The 17,075-nt window shown below is 68.8% G+C and carries 15 protein-coding genes; 12 read left to right on the top strand and 3 right to left on the bottom strand.

What is annotated here, in order from left to right; all coding sequences use genetic code 11:
• Window positions 1–183 precede the first annotated feature (183 nt).
• Together iolG (FZO89_RS14085) and iolG (FZO89_RS14080) are read right to left on the bottom strand one after the other, a co-directional pair.
• On the bottom strand, window positions 184–1,161 hold the full coding sequence (iolG, locus tag FZO89_RS14085) for an inositol 2-dehydrogenase (protein ID WP_149103844.1): 978 nt from the start codon (window positions 1,159–1,161) through the stop codon (window positions 184–186).
• The gene (iolG, locus tag FZO89_RS14080; RefSeq protein WP_149103843.1) at window positions 1,161–2,159 is read right to left on the bottom strand and encodes an inositol 2-dehydrogenase; all 999 of its coding nucleotides are present in this window, start codon (window positions 2,157–2,159) and stop codon (window positions 1,161–1,163) included. The genes iolG (FZO89_RS14085) and iolG (FZO89_RS14080) overlap by 1 nt, the downstream gene beginning before the upstream one ends.
• 140 nt (window positions 2,160–2,299) lie before the next feature.
• Between iolG (FZO89_RS14080) and FZO89_RS14075 the strand changes: the two genes are divergently transcribed.
• From FZO89_RS14075 to FZO89_RS14020, 12 genes are all read left to right on the top strand, one after another.
• Window positions 2,300–3,193 carry a MurR/RpiR family transcriptional regulator gene (locus FZO89_RS14075; RefSeq protein ID WP_149103842.1) on the top strand — a complete coding sequence of 298 codons (894 nt, stop codon included), beginning with the start codon at window positions 2,300–2,302 and terminating at the stop codon, window positions 3,191–3,193.
• Between the two features lie 83 nt (window positions 3,194–3,276).
• Window positions 3,277–5,214 carry a bifunctional 5-dehydro-2-deoxygluconokinase/5-dehydro-2-deoxyphosphogluconate aldolase gene (locus tag FZO89_RS14070; RefSeq protein ID WP_149103841.1) on the top strand — a complete coding sequence of 646 codons (1,938 nt, stop codon included), beginning with the start codon at window positions 3,277–3,279 and terminating at the stop codon, window positions 5,212–5,214.
• A 1-nt stretch (window position 5,215) separates the two neighbouring features.
• On the top strand, window positions 5,216–7,066 hold the full coding sequence (gene iolD, locus FZO89_RS14065) for a 3D-(3,5/4)-trihydroxycyclohexane-1,2-dione acylhydrolase (decyclizing) (protein WP_149103840.1): 1,851 nt from the start codon (window positions 5,216–5,218) through the stop codon (window positions 7,064–7,066).
• A complete protein-coding gene (gene iolE, locus FZO89_RS14060; protein WP_149103839.1) occupies window positions 7,063–7,953 on the top strand; it encodes a myo-inosose-2 dehydratase in 891 nt (296 codons plus the stop codon). Before iolD ends, iolE begins: the two co-directional genes overlap by 4 nt.
• Window positions 7,953–8,774, top strand: coding sequence for a 5-deoxy-glucuronate isomerase (gene iolB / locus FZO89_RS14055; protein WP_149103838.1), 822 nt, complete (start codon window positions 7,953–7,955; stop codon window positions 8,772–8,774). Before iolE ends, iolB begins: the two co-directional genes overlap by 1 nt.
• A gap of 2 nt (window positions 8,775–8,776) precedes the next feature.
• The gene (locus FZO89_RS14050; protein WP_149103837.1) at window positions 8,777–10,276 is read left to right on the top strand and encodes a CoA-acylating methylmalonate-semialdehyde dehydrogenase; all 1,500 of its coding nucleotides are present in this window, start codon (window positions 8,777–8,779) and stop codon (window positions 10,274–10,276) included.
• Between the two features lie 70 nt (window positions 10,277–10,346).
• Window positions 10,347–11,693: an MFS transporter gene (locus FZO89_RS14045; protein ID WP_149103836.1), complete on the top strand. Its 1,347-nt coding sequence runs from the start codon at window positions 10,347–10,349 to the stop codon at window positions 11,691–11,693.
• Window positions 11,694–11,697: 4 nt separating this feature from the next.
• The gene (locus FZO89_RS14040) at window positions 11,698–12,519 is read left to right on the top strand and encodes an inositol monophosphatase family protein (RefSeq protein ID WP_187471162.1); all 822 of its coding nucleotides are present in this window, start codon (window positions 11,698–11,700) and stop codon (window positions 12,517–12,519) included.
• Window positions 12,516–13,973 (top strand): alkaline phosphatase D family protein, encoded by a 1,458-nt coding sequence (locus FZO89_RS14035; protein WP_149103835.1) that lies wholly within the window; start codon window positions 12,516–12,518, stop codon window positions 13,971–13,973. Before FZO89_RS14040 ends, FZO89_RS14035 begins: the two co-directional genes overlap by 4 nt.
• A 147-nt stretch (window positions 13,974–14,120) precedes the next feature.
• Window positions 14,121–14,450: a PepSY domain-containing protein gene (locus FZO89_RS14030; RefSeq protein ID WP_149103834.1), complete on the top strand. Its 330-nt coding sequence runs from the start codon at window positions 14,121–14,123 to the stop codon at window positions 14,448–14,450.
• Entirely contained in the window at window positions 14,450–15,112 is a 663-nt protein-coding gene (locus FZO89_RS14025; RefSeq protein ID WP_149103833.1) for a response regulator transcription factor, read from the top strand. Before FZO89_RS14030 ends, FZO89_RS14025 begins: the two co-directional genes overlap by 1 nt.
• 2 nt (window positions 15,113–15,114) lie before the next feature.
• Window positions 15,115–16,452, top strand: coding sequence for a sensor histidine kinase (locus FZO89_RS14020; RefSeq protein WP_262378723.1), 1,338 nt, complete (start codon window positions 15,115–15,117; stop codon window positions 16,450–16,452).
• Between the two features lie 21 nt (window positions 16,453–16,473).
• On the opposite strand, the gene FZO89_RS14015 is transcribed toward FZO89_RS14020, so the two are convergent.
• Window positions 16,474–17,067, bottom strand: a complete 594-nt coding sequence (locus tag FZO89_RS14015; RefSeq protein WP_425480470.1) for an inorganic diphosphatase — start codon at window positions 17,065–17,067, stop codon at window positions 16,474–16,476.
• Window positions 17,068–17,075: the final 8 nt, after the last annotated feature.

Genomic DNA, 17,075 nt, shown 5'->3' with positions numbered 1-17,075 from the left:
GGTTCGCGCTGGAGAAGTCCGGTGTCGTGCCTGCGGACGGCCGCCGCGCCCCGGCGGCCGGGGATCGCTTGCCGCGTCGGCCGGGGCCGGTGCGCGATCAAGGTCGGCACGAACCGCCCGGCGCGGTCGAGCATCGTGCGTTGAACGCTCGCGGAACGCCGGAACCGCAGCGGTGGAGGTCGGTCAGGGCCTGACCACCTCGCCGGTCTTCGACGACCGGGTTGCCGCTTCCGCCAGGGCCAGTGCCGCGACCCCGTCGGCATAGCCGACCGACGGCGTCGCGCCGTCGAGTATCTCGGCGAAGTGATCCATCTCGCGCCTGTAGGCTTCGGCGTATCGATCTAGGAAGAAGTTCTGCAGCCGGTCGCTGGCGGCGCCGTTCTCGCCGAACACCTGCACGGTGCTTTCGAGGACGTTGTCGGCGCGGACCATGCCGGCCGACGCATAGGCCTCGATGCGCTGGTCGTAGCCGTAGCCGCTGCGGCGGGTGTTGGAGATCACGCACAGCTTGCCCGATGCCGTCTTCAGCACGGTGCGCGCGGTATCGACGTCGCCCAACCTGCCGATCTCCGGATCGACGAGGCAGCTGCCCACCGCCCAGACCTCGGCGACCTCCTCGCCCAGCAGCCAGCGCGCCATGTCGAAATCGTGGATGGCCATGTCCTTGAACAGGCCGCCGGAGACCGCGATGTACGAGGGCGGCGGTGGAGCGGGATCGTTCGAAGTGATCTGCAGGCTTTCGATGCTGCCGATCCCGCCGTCATCCAGGCGCGCCTTGAGAGCCTGGAAGTTCGGATCGAAGCGCCGGTTGAAAGCCAGGAACAGCCTCGCCTCCCGCAACGCGCCGGCGGCGCCGCGGGCACGCTGCAGGTCCTGGTCGATCGGCTTCTCGCAGAAGACGGCCTTGCCTGCCTGTGCTGCGCGGATGCTGTAATCCAGGTGCGTATCCGTCGAGCTTGCGACGATGACGCCGGCGATGGTGTCGTCGGCAAGCACCTCCTCCAGCGAGCTCACCCGGGCGTTCCACTCACCGGCGATCGATCCGGCCGACGCGGTGACCGGGTCCACCACCGCAGCCAGCTCCAAGCGCGGGTGCAGCGCCGCGTTCCTGGCGTGGATGCGGCCGATGCGACCGGCACCGATCAATGCGACTTTCGACATCAGCTTTGCTCCTGCAATCGGATGGAACGGCCCTCGCGCACCGACCGCTGGCAGGCCTCGGCCAGCACCAGTGCGGCAATGCCGTCGGCGTAATGCGTCCGTGGTCGCGCCGCCCCGTGCGCAACCTCGGCGAAATGCGCGATCTGCGCGCGGTAGGACTCGGCGTAGCGCTCAGGGAACGCATAGGCGATCGGCGCCGCCGTCGTACCGTGCTCGTCGAACACCTGCACGGTATCGCGCGAGACGTTGCCGGCGGTCGCCATGCCGGTCGAGCCGAACGCCTCGATGCGCTGGTCGTAGCCGTAGCCGCTGCGGCGGGTGTTGGAAATCACGCACAGCCTGCCCGACGCCGTCCGGAGCACGGTGCGCGCGGTGTCGACGTCGCCCTGCCGGCCGATCCCGGGATCGACCAGGCAGCTCGCGGTGGCGAACACTTCCACCGGCTCCTCGCCCAGCATCCAGCGCGCCATGTCGAGGTCGTGGATGGTGAAGTCCTTGAACAGGCCGCCACTGGTGGGGATGAAATGCGCCGATGGGGCGGCCGGGTCGTGATTGACGATGTGCAGGCTTTCGAGCCGGCCGACCGCGCCGGCGTCCAGGCGCTGCCTGAGCGCCAGGAAATGCGGGTCGTAGCGCCGGTTGAAGCCGAGCACGAAGCGCGCGCCTTCGAAGCGCGGCTGTGCGGCCCGCGCCTTCTGCAGGTCGAGGTCGATCGGCTTCTCGCAGAAGACCGCCTTGCCCGCTTCCACCGCCTGCAGCGCATTCGCCAGGTGCTGGTCGGTGGAACTGCAGACCAGCACGGCGCCGACGGCGGGATCGGACAGGGCCTGGTCCAGGGTGGCGGCTTCGGCGCCGGTGGCGGCCGCCATCGCCGACGCCGCGTGCGGACGCGGGTCCACCACGTACCGCAGCCGCAGTCCGGGCGTTCTGGCGGCGTTGGGCCCGTGGACCTGGCCCATGCGGCCGGCCCCGACCAGGGCCACGTCGATCCGTTGCATGCGACCCTCCCGCCGCGATTTCAAATAGAATATGTGTTCCAGATAAGAATGCAATAGAATTTCCAGAAATCTGGCCGCATTCCATTTTTTCACGGACACTTCCTTGCGACCCCAGGGAAGAACCGACCGAGGCTGCCCGCATGTCCGAACATCCCACCCCGCCCGCCAGCGCCGAGGAACTGCGCAGCGCGATCCTCGCCCGCTACGACGGCCTCAGCAAACGCCTCAAGCAGATCGCGCGCTACATCCTCGACGAGCCCAACGCCGTGGCGCTGGAAACCCTCGCGGTGCTGTCGGAGCGCTGCGGCGTGCAGCCCTCGGCGATCGTGCGCTTCGCCAAGTCGTTCGGCTTCGACGGCGCCACCCAGATGCAGCGGCTGTTCCGCGACGGGCTGCTGTCGGCCAACGCCTCGCTGGGCTATGGCGAGCGCGTGCGCGAGTTCAGCAAGGCCGTCGACGGCAAGCGCGTCAGCGATCCCTCGCAGGTGCTGGCGGAATTCGTCGAGGGCAACGTGCTGGCGCTTCAGCACCTGGGCGACGCCATCGACAAGCGCCAGCTCACGGAGGCGGTGAAACTGATCGCGCAGGCGGGCACCGTCTACGTCGCGGGCTTCCGGCGCTCCTTCCCGGTGGCCGCCTACCTCGCCTATTCGCTGCACCAGGTCGACAAGAAGACGGTGTTCATCGACAGCGTCGGCGGCATGACCCGCCAGCAGATCCACGGCATCACCCACGACGACCTGCTGCTGGTGGTCAGCTACCAGCCCTATGCGGAGGAAGCGGTGCACCTGATCGACGCAGCCGTCGACGCCCGCTGCAAGGTCCTGTCGATCAGCGACAGCCCGGTCAGCCCGGTCGCCAAGCCGGCGTCGCTGGTCCTGCAGGTCAGGGAGGCGGAGATCCGCAAGTTCCGCTCGCTTTCCACGTCCATGTGCCTGGCCCAGGCGCTGGTCATCTCATACGCGTTTTCCACGGCGACGACGACCCGCAACGCATCGACGCTGGGGGCGAAGAAGCGGACCGCGAAAAAATGAAATGAATCTTGCCATAGATCATAAAATAGAATAGATTTTACAAACACCGGGCCGGATGCCGCCTGGGCGGGAGACGATCGGCGATGGCGAGCACGGACGGGTTGGATCTGATCGCGATCGGGCGTTCCAGCATCGACCTGTATGGCGAACAGACCGGCGGTCGGCTGGAGGACATGCTGTCCTTCGCCAAGTACATCGGCGGCAGTCCCACCAATACCGCGGTCGGCGGTTCGCGTCTGGGGCTGCGGACCGGCCTGCTGACGCGGGTCGGCAACGATCACTGCGGACGCTTCATCCGCGAACAGCTCGCCCGCGAGGGCGTGGACACGCGCGGCGTCGCCGTCGACCCGGAACGGCTGACCGCGCTGGTCCTGCTCGGCATCCGCGACCCGGACACGTTCCCGCTGATCTTCTATCGCGAGAACTGCGCCGACATGGCGCTGTGCGAGGCCGACGTCGATCCCGACTTCATCCGGTCTGCACAGGCGGTGCTGATCAACGGTACCCACCTGTCGCAGCCGGAGGTGTTCGCGGCATCCATGAAAGCCTGCGCGATCGTGCGAGCGAACGGCGGCCGGATCGTGTTCGACATCGACTATCGCCCGGTGCTGTGGGGACTGACCGGCAAGGACGCGGGCGAGAACCGCTTCGTCGCCGACACCGCCGTCACCGAACGACTGCAGCAGGTGTTGCCGCTGTGCGACCTGATCGTCGGCACCGAGGAAGAGGTGCACATCCTCGGCGGCGATACCGATACCCTCGCCGCGCTGCGCGCGATCCGTGCACGCACGAACGCCTTGCTCGTGTGCAAGCGCGGCGCCGACGGATGCAGTGCGTTCCCGGGCGCGATCCCGGCATCGCTCGACGACGGCGTCGTCGGCCGCGGCTTCCCGGTGGAAGTATTCAATGTGCTGGGAGCGGGCGACGCGTTCATGGCCGGCTTCCTGCGTGGCTGGCTGCGCGATGCGCCGCTCGAGGACTGCTGCGCCTGGGCCAACGCCTGCGGCGCGATCGTGGTTTCGCGCCACGGCTGCTCGCCGGCGATGGCGACGTGGGAGGAGCTGCAGGCCTTCCTTCACGGTGGCGAACGGCCATTCCGGTTGCGCGAGGATGCTGCGCTGGAACACCTGCACTGGGCGACCACGCGCGCGAGCGACTATCCGGCGCTGACCGTTCTGGCGATGGACCATCGCAGCCAGTTCGAAGCGCTGTGCAGCCAGGTGGGCGCGGATCCCGGGCGCATCGCCGGGTTCAAGTCGCTCGCGCTGCAGGCGGTGGACCGGGTCGCCAAGGGCGATCCCTCGTTCGGCGTGCTGCTCGACGGTCGCTACGGCGCGCGGGCGCTCGAGGCTGCCGCTACCGCCCCCTACTGGATCGGCCGTCCGATCGAGTTACCCGGCTCGTGCCCGCTCGAGTTCGAATCCTCGCCGGACGTGGCGACCGAACTCGCGACCTGGCCGGCGAACCACGTGGTCAAGTGCCTGGCCTTCTACCACCCCGACGATCCGCAGGCCCTGCGCGAGCGACAGGAACGGCAGTTGCTGCGCCTCGCGGATGCGACGCGCAAGACCCGCCACGAACTGCTGGTGGAGATCATCGCCTCGCGCAATGGCGAGGTCGCCGACGATACCGCCGCGCGCGCGATCCAGCGCCTCTACGACCTGGGCATCCGTCCGGACTGGTGGAAGCTGGAACCGGACGACCGGGCCGCTGCATGGCGCAACATCGAGGACGCCATCGTCCGCAACGATCCGCATTGCCGCGGCGTGGTGTTGCTTGGCCTGTCGGCTCCCGAGGACGAACTGATCGCCTCGTTCGAGGCGAGCGCGCAGGCGCCGATCGTCAAGGGCTTCGCGGTGGGCCGCACGATCTTCGCCGATGCCGCACAGCGCTGGCTGGCCGGCGAGATCGCGGACGAAGCCGCCGTGGCGGACCTGGCGCGACGCTTCTCTGTCCTGGTCGACGCCTGGCGTGACGCGAAGCAACGGGCGCGATCGCAGGCGATCCGCGAGACTGCCTGACATGACGACCGACCCGCAGACCATCCGTCTCACCGCCGCCCAGGCCACCGTCCTCTGGCTCACGTCGCAGCACGTCGTCGTCGATGGCAGCGAAGTCCCCTACTTCGCCGGGGCATGGGCGATCTTCGGCCACGGCAACGTCGCCGCCATGGGCGAGGCGCTGCACGCAGCGGGCGACGCGCTGCCGACCTTCCGCGCGCACAACGAACAGGGCATGGCGCATGCCGCCATCGCCTACGCGAAGCAGATGCGCCGCCGCCGCGCGATGGTCTGCACCACGTCCATCGGACCCGGCGCGACCAACCTGGTGACTGCGGCCGCGCTCGCGCACGTCAACCGGTTGCCGGTGCTGCTGCTGCCGGGCGATGTCTATGCGAGCCGTCGCCCCGACCCGGTGCTGCAGCAGCTCGAGGACTTCGGCGACGGCACGGTATCGGTCAACGACTGCTTCCGTCCGGTATCGCGCTACTTCGACCGCATCACGCGACCGGAACAGATCCTCGATACGCTGCCGAAAGCGCTGGCGACACTGCTCGACCCCGCCACCTGCGGGCCGGCAACGCTGGCGTTCTGCCAGGACGTGCAGGCGGAAGCCTTCGACTTTCCCGCGGACTTCTTCTCCCGCCGCGTCTGGCATCCACGCAGGCAGCCGGCCGACCCGCGCGAACTCGAAGCGCTGGTCGCGGCCTTGCGCGATGCGGAGCGCCCCCTGCTGGTCGCTGGCGGCGGCGTGCTCTACAGCGGTGCCGGGAACGCGCTCGCGACGTTCGCGGAACGCACCGGGCTGCCGGTCGCAGAAACGCAGGCAGGCAAGGGCGCGTTGCCGTGGAACCATCCGAACGCGCTCGGATCCATAGGCGTCACCGGATCGAGCGCGGCGAACGCTGCCGCGAGCGGGGCCGATGTCGTCGTCGGCATCGGGACGCGGCTGCAGGACTTCACCACAGGCTCGCGCAGCCTGTTCCCGGATGCGCGCCTGTTCCAGGTCAACGTGCAGGCCTTCGACGCCCACAAGCACGGCGCCTTTCCGGTGGTCGGCGATGCAGCCGCAGTCCTCGAGACACTCGATGCCGCCCTGCGCGGCTGGCGTTCGCAGGGCGATGGCATCGACCGCGACGCTGTCGCGGCCTGGAACACCGCCGTCGACGCGGCCACGCGCGGCGACGACACCACCACGCTGCCCAGTGACGCCCAGGTCATCGGAGCGGTGCAGTCGGCATTCGACGATCACGCCATCGTGGTCTGCGCCGCGGGCGGGCTGCCGGGCGAACTGCACAAGCTGTGGCGCACCACCCGCAGCGACGGCTACCATCTCGAATACGGCTATTCGTGCATGGGTTACGAGATCGCCGGCGGACTCGGCGTGAAGCTCGCAGCACCCGACCGCGACGTGGTGGTGATGGTCGGCGACGGCAGCTACCTGATGGCGAACTCCGAACTCGCCACGTCGGTGATGCTGGGCCACAAGCTGATCGTCGTGCTGCTCGACAACCGCGGGTTCGGCTGCATCAACCGCCTGCAGCAGGCCACCGGCAGCCCCGGTTTCAACAACCTGCTGGCCGATTCGCGTCATGCGACGCTGCCCGACATCGACTTCGCCGCGCATGCGCGCAGCCTCGGAGCGCATGGCGAGAAGGTCGCGAACCTCGGAGAACTGCGCGCAGCGCTGGCACGCGCGCGCGGCGCCGACCGCAGCAGCATGGTGGTCATCGACACCGACCCGCTCAAGACCACCGAAGCCGGCGGCTGGTGGTGGGACGTCGCCGTGCCCGAAGTCTCCGACCGCCCCGAAGTCAACGCCGCGCGACGCGACTACGAGCAACGCATCCGCATGAAGAGAAACCTGTCATGAGCATCCGCTTCGGGGTCAGCCCCATCGCCTGGGCCAACGACGACATGCCCGAACTTGGCGGCGACACGCCGCTGGAGAGCATCCTCGCCGACATCCGCGACGTCGGCTTCGAAGGCGTCGAGCTCGGCGGCAAGTTCCCGCGCGACGCGGCGGCGCTCAAGCCGTTGCTGGATTCGTACGGCCTCGACCTGATCGGCGGCTGGTACAGCGGTTCGCTGCTGGTGCGCGACGCCGATGCCGAGATCGCCGCGCTGCAGCCCCACCTGCAGTTGCTCAAGGCGATGGGAAGCCAGGTCTTCGTCTTCGCCGAGACCAGCAACGCCGTGCATGGCGATCGCAGCGTTCCGCTGACCGGCACGCCGCAGCTCGCCGATGGCGACTGGCCGCAGTTCGGCGCGCGCATGACCGGCGTGGCCGACTACATCCACTCGCAGGGCCTGAAGTTCGCCTATCACCACCACCTCGGCACCGTGGTCGAACGCGCGTCCGACATGGAGGCCTTCATCCGCCACACCGGGCCGTCTGTCGGCTTCACGCTCGACACAGGTCATGCCGCGCTCGGCGGGGTCGACTACCTGCAGGTGATCCGCCAGCATCCGGCGCGGATCGCACATGTGCATTGCAAGGATTTCCGCGCGGAGGCGTATCGCCGGCTGCGCGACGGCGGTTCGAGTTTCCTCGACGGCGTGCTCGGCGGCATGTTCACCGTGCCCGGCGACGGCGGCATCGACTACGGCGCGGTGATGCGCGCTCTGGTCGAGATCGACTACAGCGGCTGGATCGTGATCGAGGCCGAGCAGGATCCCGCGATCGCCGCCCCGAAGCCGTATGCCGCGCTCGGACTGCATACGTTGAAGACCGAGGCCGCGCGGGCGGGATTGACCTGATGTCGAGATTGCGCATCCGCCCGCAGGCGCCCGGCGACGATGGCACGGTGCTCGTCGTGACGCCGGCGAGCGCCGGCTGGTCGCATGTCGGATTCAAGGTCGTGAAACTGACGGCGGGACAGCGCCACGAAGGCGGCGAGGCGGGACGCGAAGCCTGCCTGGTCCTGGTCGCCGGCTCCGCGGACATCGTGGCCGGCGACCAGCGATTCGGGAACGTGGGCGGTCGCGCTTCCCCGTTCGAGGATCGCGCGCCGGGCGCGGTGTACGTGCCTGCCGGCCTGCCGTACGCGGTCGTCGCGCAGGGCGATGTCGAACTCGCCATCTGTACCGCGCCGGGGAGCGGCACGGGTGCGGCGCGCCCGATCGGCGACGCCGACATGTCGCGCGAGGTCCGCGGCAACGGCACCAACACCCGCTACGTGCGCAACATCCTGCCGGAAACCGAAGCCGCCGACGGCCTGCTGGTGGTCGAAGTGGTCACGCCCGCCGGCCACTGGTCGAGCTATCCGCCGCACAAGCACGACACCGCGACGCCCGGCGAGGAAAGCATCCTCGAGGAAACCTACTACCACCGTACGCAGCCGCGGCAGGGCTTCGCGTTCCAGCGCGTGTACACCGCCGATCGCTCGCTCGACGAGGCGATCGCGGTCGAGGACGGCGACGTGGTGCTGGTGCCCCGCGGCTACCACCCCGTCGGCGCGGCGCACGGCTACGACCTCTACTACCTCAACGTGATGGCCGGCCCCGAGCGGCGCTGGCTGTTCCGCAACGATCCCGACCACGCCTGGATCGCCGCGCCTCCCCCATTTTCCGGACCATGAGCATGCGCAGCATCGAACATTTCATCGACGGCCGCACCTTCACCGGCAGCTCCGGCCGGCACGGCGACGTCTTCGATCCCAACAGCGGGCGCGTGCAGGCGAAGGTGTCGCTGGCCTCTCCGGCGGAGCTGGATCGTGCAGTCGCCGGGGCGGTCGAGGCGCAGGCCGGCTGGGCACGGGTCAATCCGCAGCGCCGCGCGCGGGTGATGTTCGAGTTCAAGCGCCTGCTCGAAGCGAACATGGACGAGCTGGCCGCGATGCTGTCGTCCGAGCACGGCAAGGTGCTGTCGGATTCGCGCGGAGACCTCCAGCGCGGGCTGGAAGTGATCGAGTTCGCCTGTGGCATCCCGCACCTGCTCAAGGGCGAGTACACGCAGGGCGCCGGCCCGGGCATCGACGTGTATTCGATGCGGCAGCCGCTGGGCGTGGTCGCGGGCGTCACGCCGTTCAATTTCCCGGCGATGATCCCGATGTGGATGTTCGGCCCGGCGATCGCCTGCGGCAACGCCTTCATCCTGAAACCGTCCGAGCGCGATCCGTCTGTCCCGGTGCGGCTGGCGGAACTGATGATCGAAGCCGGCCTGCCTGCGGGGGTGCTCAACGTCGTGCATGGCGACAAGGAGACCGTCGACGCGATCCTTCGTCATCCCGACATCAGGGCGGTCAGCTTCGTCGGCTCGTCCGACATCGCGCAGCACGTCTACGGCCAGGGCGCGGCCCACGGCAAGCGCGTGCAGTGCATGGGCGGCGCCAAGAACCACGGCATCGTGCTGCCCGATGCCGACCTCGACCAGGCCGTCGCCGACATTCTGGGCGCCGCGTACGGGTCGGCCGGTGAGCGCTGCATGGCCTTGCCGGTGGTGGTGGTCGTGGGCGAAGCGACGGCCGACGCAGTGCGCGAGAAGCTGGTCGCAGGGATCGCGGCGCTGCGCATCGGCGTGTCCACCGATGCGGATGCGCATTACGGGCCGGTGATCACCGCCGCGCACAAGGCGAAGATCGAGCACTACATCCAGGTCGGCGTCGACGAGGGCGCGGAACTGGTCGTCGACGGCCGGGGCTACTCGCTGGCGGGCCACGAGGCCGGGTTCTTCCTGGGGCCCACGCTGTTCGACCGCGTCACTTCGGACATGCAGACCTGGCGCGAGGAGATCTTCGGTCCGGTGCTGCAGATCATGCGCGCCGACACGTTCGACGAAGCGCTGGCGCTGCCGTCTGTGCACCAGTACGGCAACGGCGTGGCGATCTTCACCCGCAACGGCGAGGCCGCGCGCGAGTTCGCCGATCGGGTGGAAGTGGGCATGGTCGGCATCAACGTACCGATTCCGGTGCCCGTGGCCTACCACAGCTTCGGCGGCTGGAAGCGCTCCGGGTTCGCCGACCACAACCAGTACGGCATGGACGGCGTGCGCTTCTACACCCGCACCAAGGTGGTCACGCAGCGCTGGCCGAAGGGCGGCGCCGAAGTAGAGCGGAGTTTCGTGATTCCCACGATGCGCTGACGCACGCCGTACCGCTGCACATCGCCGGCGCCCTCGCGCCGGCCACGACGCCCTGGGGAGGGATTGCTGGATGGCCAACGCCCTGACGAGGTTCTTCGCGACCGGAGCCGACCTGCCGGTGACCGCCGACCAGGCGACCATCGACCGGTTGTTCCGCCGGCACCGCTTCCGCGTGATGCTCGCGATCACCCTGGGCTATGGCGTGATCTACACCTGCCGGCTCGCATTGGGCGTGGTCAAGAAGCCGTTGATCGACGAAGGGATCTTCACCCCGGTCGAACTCGGCATGATCGGCTCGGCGCTCTACTACGCCTACGCGGTCGGCAAGCTGACCAACGGATTCCTGGCCGACCACGCGAACATGCGGCGGTTCCTCGCGTTCGCGTTCCTGATGACCGCGTTGTGCAACCTGGCGATGGGCCTGACCACCGCCGTGTGGACGGCGGTGATCATCTGGGGTCTCAACGGCTGGTTCCAGAGTTTCGGCGCGCCGGGCGGCGTTGTGGCGATGACGGCTTGGTTCTCCAACCGGGAACGCGGCCGGGCCTACGGCATCTGGAGCACCGCGCATTCGCTCGGCGAAGGCCTGACCTTCATCGGCGTAGGCTCGGTGGTCGCGTGGCTGGGCTGGCGCTGGGGCTTCTTCGTGCCGGCGCTGTTCGGCGTGTTCGCGGCCGTAGGCATGTACTGGCTGGTACGGGACCGGCCGCGCACGATGGGCCTGCCCACGGTCAACGAGTGGAAGCAGGACTTCTACGCGGAAAAGGCGAGGCCGGACATCAAGTCCGTCCTCGGATTGCAACTTTCGATCCTCAGGATTCCCGCGATCTGGGTGCTGTGCCTGTCAGCCGCGACCATCTACGTGACCCGCTATGCGATCAATTCCTGGGGCATCCTCTACCTGCAGGAGGATCGCGGCCTGTCGCTGCCGATGGCCGGCACGGTGTTGATGATCAGCACGATGGCCGGCGTGGCGGGCGCGATTGCCTACGGGTTCATTTCCGACAAGTTCTTCGACGCGCGCCGGCCACCGGCGAACCTGCTGTTCGCGATCCTCGAGATCGGCGGTCTGCTGCTGTTCTTCTACGGCCCGAACACCATGCCGGTCCTGATCGCCGGCATGGTGCTGTTCGGTCTCGGGCTCACCGGGCTGGTCACGTCGCTCGGGGGACTGTTCGCGGTCGACATCGCCCCCAAGCGGGTGGCTGGCGCGGCGATGGGCGTGATCGGCATCTTCAGCTACATCGGCGCGGGCATCCAGGAGTACGTGTCCGGCAAGCTCATCCAGGAAGGCATGACCGTGGCCGGCGACGTGCGCAGCTACGATTTCGGTCCGGTGATCTGGTTCTGGATCGGCGCATCGGTGCTGTCGATGCTGCTCGCGGCGACGCTGTGGCGCACGAAACTGAGGGATTGACGACATGCCGATCGATGCATCCCGCGAACTGACCGCCATGGTCGAGGCGGCACACGCCGCAGGCAGAGGCCTGCTGAGGCGCTTCGCGCAGTTGCCGGAGCTCGCCGTGCAGACCAAGTCCGGACCCACCGATCTGGTCTCGATCGCCGACCAGGAGGCCGAACAGACCGTGCGCTCGATGCTGGCGGCGGCGCAGCCCTCCTACGCCTTCCTCGGCGAGGAAGGCGGCATCGCCGGCGGCACGGATGCCTCGCAGCGCTGGATCGTCGATCCGCTCGACGGCACCACCAATTTCCTGTTCGGTTGCCCGCTGTGGGGCGTGAACGTCGCACTCGCCCGCGATGGCATGGTCGTCGCCGGCGTGACCTACCTGCCGGTGATGGACGAGCTGTTCGTCGCCGAACAGGGCAAGGGGGCCTGGCTCAATGGCCGCCGCATCCATGTGTCCGCGCGCAACAGCCTGATCCGCAGCGTGCTGGCCTGCGGCATCCCGTTCGCCGACAAGCCCGACCACCCCGTGTTCGCGCGCGAGATGACGCTGCTGAGCGACCGGGTGGCCGGCATCCGCCGCACCGGCGCCTGCGCGGTGGACATGGCCTTCGTCGCCGCCGGCCGCTGGGATGCGTACTGGGAGCGGGCGACGAACGCCTGGGACATCGCGCCTGGCGTGATCCTGGTCGAGGAAGCGGGCGGCATCGCCACCTCGGTCACCGGGGATGCACTGGATCTGGAACGCGGCAACGTCTGCGTCAGCAATGGCGCGATCCATACCGTCCTGGTCGACACCCTCAATGCCGCGCTGTATCCGGAGGAACCCCTCGCATGACGTTCGGACGCCGAACCTTCCTTGCCACCGGCGGACTCGCCGGCCTGTTCCTCGCGTTGCCCAGGGCGATCGCGGGGGCCCTGGGCTATCCGCGCGCGTTGCAGGGTCCGATGCTCGGCGCGCCGGGCCCGAACCACCTCACCGTCTGGGTCCGTGCCAGCGGTGCCTTCGAGGTGGCGCTGGAGATCGCGACCGATCGCGAGTTCCGCCATCTGGTGCAGACCGCGTCCGGGGTCGCTTCGTCCGCGGAGGATCTCTGCGTGACACTGCGTGCGGAGGGGCTGCAGCCCGACACGCAATACTGGTACCGCCTGCGCTACGACGGACACGAAGACCGTTTCCAGTTCGTCCCGCATCGTGCACGCACCGCGCCTGCGGGCGCCGCCGCGTTCCGCATCGCGTTCGGTTCCTGCTGCCGGATCCAGTACGATCCCGACCAGCGCATCTGGAATACGGTGCGGGCGCTCGAGCCCGACATGTTCCTCTGGCTCGGCGACAACATCTACGCCGACAGCGACCAGTCCTCCGCGATCACCGACCTGTATGCGCGCGGACGCGTGGTGCCATCGCTGGAACCCTTGCTGCGCTCGGTGCCGCAGCTGGCGACCTGGGACGACCACGACTTCGGCTACAACGATTCCGACGGCCTCAGCCCCTACAAGGCCGAGTCGCTCGAGCTGTTCAAGCGCTTCTGGGCGAATCCTTCGTACGGCGAGCGCGACAACCCGGGCGTCTACTGCAAGCAGCACTATGGCGGCGTGGACTTCTTCATCCTCGACGGCCGTTATCACCGCGATCCTACCGACCGTCCCGACGATGCCGGCAAGACGATGCTGGGTGCACGACAGAAGGCCTGGCTCAAGCGCGAACTCAAGGCCAGCGCCGCACCGTTCAAGGTGCTTGCCATAGGCGGCGGCTGGTCATCGGCGGAGAACGAGGAGGGCGGCGACTCGTGGGCGGTGTTCATGGCCGAGCGCAACGAGATCTTCGATTTCATCCGCGACGAGGCGATCGGCGGCGTGGTCTGCATCTCCGGCGATTCGCACATGGGCGAACTCAACTGCATTCCCCGCTCCGCGCAGGGTGGCTACGACATCTACGATTTCTGCTCCTCGCCGCTCGCGCAGCTGCCCGCCGCCAAGCACACGCGGCAGGCGCCCGAAGTGCGCGTGCGCGACGTGTGGACGCGCAGCGTCAACGTCGGCCTGATGCGCTTCGACCTGACCGCGGAGACGCCGACGCTGACCTACACCCTGCACGACGACCTCGGCGAAGCGGTGTGGGATCCGCTTGTCCTGACGCCAGACGACCTCGTCAACGGCGCCCGGACCTGGGACAGCAAGTCCGATCCGGTCGAACTGCAACGCCTCGAACGGTTCAGGCGCGGAGGCGGCTACTACGGCTTCGATCCGCCCGAAGGCTGGCCGGACGCGCCCTACACCGACGCAGAATGACCGGCATGGCACGCGCCCCGGGAGCCAGCCCGGGGGCTGGGGGCCGTGCCACGGCCGGTCGAGGCGCAGCATCGCCGATCCGGGTTGACGGCGAAGCCACCGCCGCTGTCAGCCGGATGTCAGCTGCGCCACGGCAGGCTGGCGCCCATGAACAAGCCCACCCTGACCGCGTTCCTCGCGACCCCGCTGGTGCTCGCCGCCGCGGTGGCGACCCTTTCAACGCCCCCTGTCCTTGCCGGCGACGACGACCAGGTCGAGGCGCGCGCGCTGCTGCAACGCGGCGAGATCCTGCCGCTCGGCCGCATCCTGGAGATCGTGCAGGAGCGCGTACCGGGCGATATCATCGAAGTGGAGCTCGATCGTGGCGACAAGCACGGTTGGGAGTACGAGGTGAAGGTGCTTGCCGCCTCCGGCCGCGTGCTGGAGGTGGACGTGAACGCGCGCACCGGCGTGGTCAGGAAAATCGAGGATGACTGATGCGTTGCCTCATCGTCGAGGACGATCCTGACATCCAGGCAGATCTCCGGCGCGCGCTGGAAGCCGCTGGTTTCGTGATCGATGCCGCGGGCGATGGCGAACACGCCTGGTTCCTCGGCGATACCGAGGAGTACGACGCGATCGTGCTCGACCTCGGCCTGCCCGTACTCGACGGACTTTCGGTGCTGCGCCGCTGGCGCGCGGCGGGCCGTGCGTTCCCGGTGATCGTCCTGTCCGCCCGCGGCGACTGGACCGAGAAGGTGGAAGGCATCGAGGCTGGCGCGGACGACTACATGGGCAAACCCTTCCAGGTGGGCGAGCTGATCGCGCGCGTGCGCGGACTGATGCGCCGCGAGGCCGGACGCACCAGCAGCATCGTCACCGTCGGCAGGCTCCGGCTCGACACCACGCGGATGAGCGCGACTTTCGACGGCGCACCGGCACATCTCTCGCCGCTCGAATTCCGGCTGCTCGACCACCTGGCGCATTCGCCCGATCGCGCCGTCTCCGCAGGCGAGCTGGCCGAACATCTCTACGGTATCGCCGATACCGGCGACACCAATGCCATCGAAGCGATCGTCGCGCGCCTGCGCAGGAAGTTCGGCCGCGAGCTGATCGCCACCCGCCGCGGTTTCGGCTACCTGCTGGGTGCGCCACCTTGATCGTGCGCTCGCTGCACTGGCGCCTGCTGTCCGGCGCCACCGCCGCGATCCTGCTGGCGCTGTGCGTGGCGTGGCTGTTCATGACGCTGCTGTTCGAGCGTCATCTCGAGCGCCGGCTGGAAACCGAGCTGACCCGCGACGGACTGCGCCTGGTCGCGGCGCTCGAACTCGGGCCGGGCCAGGTGCCCCTGATCGACCCCGAACCGATGGATCCGCGCCTGCAGACGCCGGCGGGCGGCTACTACTGGCAGGTGTCGAGCCCTGCGGGCGCGGCGCGATCGCGTTCGTTGTGGGACGCCGACCTGCCCGCCCCCACGCATGCGCCCACCGGCGACTGGACGCTCCGCCGCGCCGACGGCCCCTATGGCGAGCAGGTCTCGGTGCTCGAACGCCAGGTCACTCCCGACGCGCGCGGACCCCGCGTGCTGGTCCAGCTTGCGCAGGATCGCGCGCCGCTGACCGTCGCGCGCGACGAGTTCGGCCGCGAACTCGCGTTGTTCCTGTTCGTACTCTGGCTGGTGCTGTCGGCGGCAGCCTGGCTGCAGGTACGACTGGGATTGCACCCCTTGAGCCGCATCCGGGGCGACCTGGCCCTGCTCCGCGACAGTGCGCGCGCCCGGCTTCCAGGCGCGCGCCTGCGCGAGATCCAGCCCCTGACGGACGCGATCAACTCCCTCGCCGACGCACGCGAGCGCGACCTCGAACTCGCGCGCCATCGCGCGGCCGATCTCGCCCACGGCCTGAAGACGCCGCTGTCGGCGATCGCCGCGCAAAGCCGCCGCGCGCGCGAAGTCGGCGCCGGGGAGGCCGCCGACGGGCTCGACCGCGCCGTGGCCGCGATCCGTCGCACCATCGACGCCGAACTCGCGCACGCGCGCGCGGCCACCATCCGCGACGCGCGCGGCGGCGACACCGAGGTCAGGGCGGTGGTCGAACGCCTGGTGACGGTGATCGAGCACACCGACAAGGGCGGGCAACTCGCGTTCACCGTGGACGTCCCAGCCGGCCTGCGCCTCGCGGTGCAGCCGGAAGATCTTTCGGAAATCCTCGGCGCGGTGCTGGAGAACGCGGCGCGGCACGCCCGGCGCCAGGTGCGAATCGCCGGCAATGCGGGGCCGCAATGGACCACCATCGCGATCGAGGACGATGGCCCCGGGTTCGCCGCCGATCGGACCGAGGACAGCATCGTGCGCGGCGGCAGGCTCGACGAATCCGGCAGCGGCAGCGGCCTGGGCCTCTCGATCGCCCGCGAACTCGCCGAGGCCACGGGCGGTCGGCTGAAGTTGTCGTCCTCGCCGCTCGGCGGTGCGCTGGTGCGATTCGAGTGGAGCGCGCCCTGACGGTGCCGGCGCGGGACCGCTTCAGCGCGGCGGCCGCTTCGCCCCGTCGACGAAGCGCTGCAAGGCTTCCCCGATCAGCGCCCTGGCTTCGCCGGCATCGCCGAAACCGTCGAGCGCCACCGGGTTGCGCCCTGCCGGCAGGTCCTTGTAGACGCGGAAGAACGCCTCGATCCGCTCACGCTCGATCTGCGGCAGATCATGGATATCGCGTACGGCCGCATACGTCGGATCGACCTTGTCGGCCGGAACGCCGATGATCTTCTCGTCGTGCTCGCCGTCGTCGAGCATTCGCAAGACGCCGATCGGTCGAAAAAGGATCAACGTGCCGGGATGCAGCGGTGCGCGCGTCAGGACCAGTGCGTCGAGCGGATCGTCGTCGCCGGCCAGCGTACGCGGCATCGAGCCGTAGTTCGCCGGATACGCCACCGGCATCGACTGGAAACGGTCGACATAGACCAGACCATCCTCCTCGCCGATCTCGTATTTGGTGAAGCTGCCGGCGGGGATCTCCACCGCCAGCAGCACTTCCGCCGGCGCGGTGGCCGGTTGGGCTGCATGGAACGGATGGCGGATCGACTCTACCGCCAGCACCGGCTGCGTCGACGAAAGCAGCATCAGCCAGG

This window comes from Luteimonas viscosa, assembly GCF_008244685.1.
In the GTDB taxonomy this organism is placed as follows: Bacteria; Pseudomonadota; Gammaproteobacteria; order Xanthomonadales; family Xanthomonadaceae; genus Luteimonas; species Luteimonas viscosa.
This window is presented reverse-complemented; position numbering and strand designations above follow the sequence as displayed.

What these genes read in the sequence shown, in the direction of transcription:
- FZO89_RS14030 (WP_149103834.1), top strand. Translation starts at nt 14,121, where the DNA reads ATGAACAAGCCCACCCTGACCGCGTTCCTCGCGACCCCGCTGGTGCTC.
- FZO89_RS14025 (WP_149103833.1), top strand. Translation starts at nt 14,450, where the DNA reads ATGCGTTGCCTCATCGTCGAGGACGATCCTGACATCCAGGCAGATCTC.
- iolG (WP_149103843.1), bottom strand. Translation starts at nt 2,159, where the DNA reads ATGCAACGGATCGACGTGGCCCTGGTCGGGGCCGGCCGCATGGGCCAG.
- FZO89_RS14035 (WP_149103835.1), top strand. Translation starts at nt 12,516, where the DNA reads ATGACGTTCGGACGCCGAACCTTCCTTGCCACCGGCGGACTCGCCGGC.
- FZO89_RS14015 (WP_425480470.1), bottom strand. Translation starts at nt 17,067, where the DNA reads ATGCTGCTTTCGTCGACGCAGCCGGTGCTGGCGGTAGAGTCGATCCGC.
- FZO89_RS14050 (WP_149103837.1), top strand. Translation starts at nt 8,777, where the DNA reads ATGCGCAGCATCGAACATTTCATCGACGGCCGCACCTTCACCGGCAGC.
- iolD (WP_149103840.1), top strand. Translation starts at nt 5,216, where the DNA reads ATGACGACCGACCCGCAGACCATCCGTCTCACCGCCGCCCAGGCCACC.
- FZO89_RS14045 (WP_149103836.1), top strand. Translation starts at nt 10,347, where the DNA reads ATGGCCAACGCCCTGACGAGGTTCTTCGCGACCGGAGCCGACCTGCCG.
- iolG (WP_149103844.1), bottom strand. Translation starts at nt 1,161, where the DNA reads ATGTCGAAAGTCGCATTGATCGGTGCCGGTCGCATCGGCCGCATCCAC.
- FZO89_RS14075 (WP_149103842.1), top strand. Translation starts at nt 2,300, where the DNA reads ATGTCCGAACATCCCACCCCGCCCGCCAGCGCCGAGGAACTGCGCAGC.
- FZO89_RS14040 (WP_187471162.1), top strand. Translation starts at nt 11,698, where the DNA reads ATGCCGATCGATGCATCCCGCGAACTGACCGCCATGGTCGAGGCGGCA.
- iolB (WP_149103838.1), top strand. Translation starts at nt 7,953, where the DNA reads ATGTCGAGATTGCGCATCCGCCCGCAGGCGCCCGGCGACGATGGCACG.
- FZO89_RS14070 (WP_149103841.1), top strand. Translation starts at nt 3,277, where the DNA reads ATGGCGAGCACGGACGGGTTGGATCTGATCGCGATCGGGCGTTCCAGC.
- iolE (WP_149103839.1), top strand. Translation starts at nt 7,063, where the DNA reads ATGAGCATCCGCTTCGGGGTCAGCCCCATCGCCTGGGCCAACGACGAC.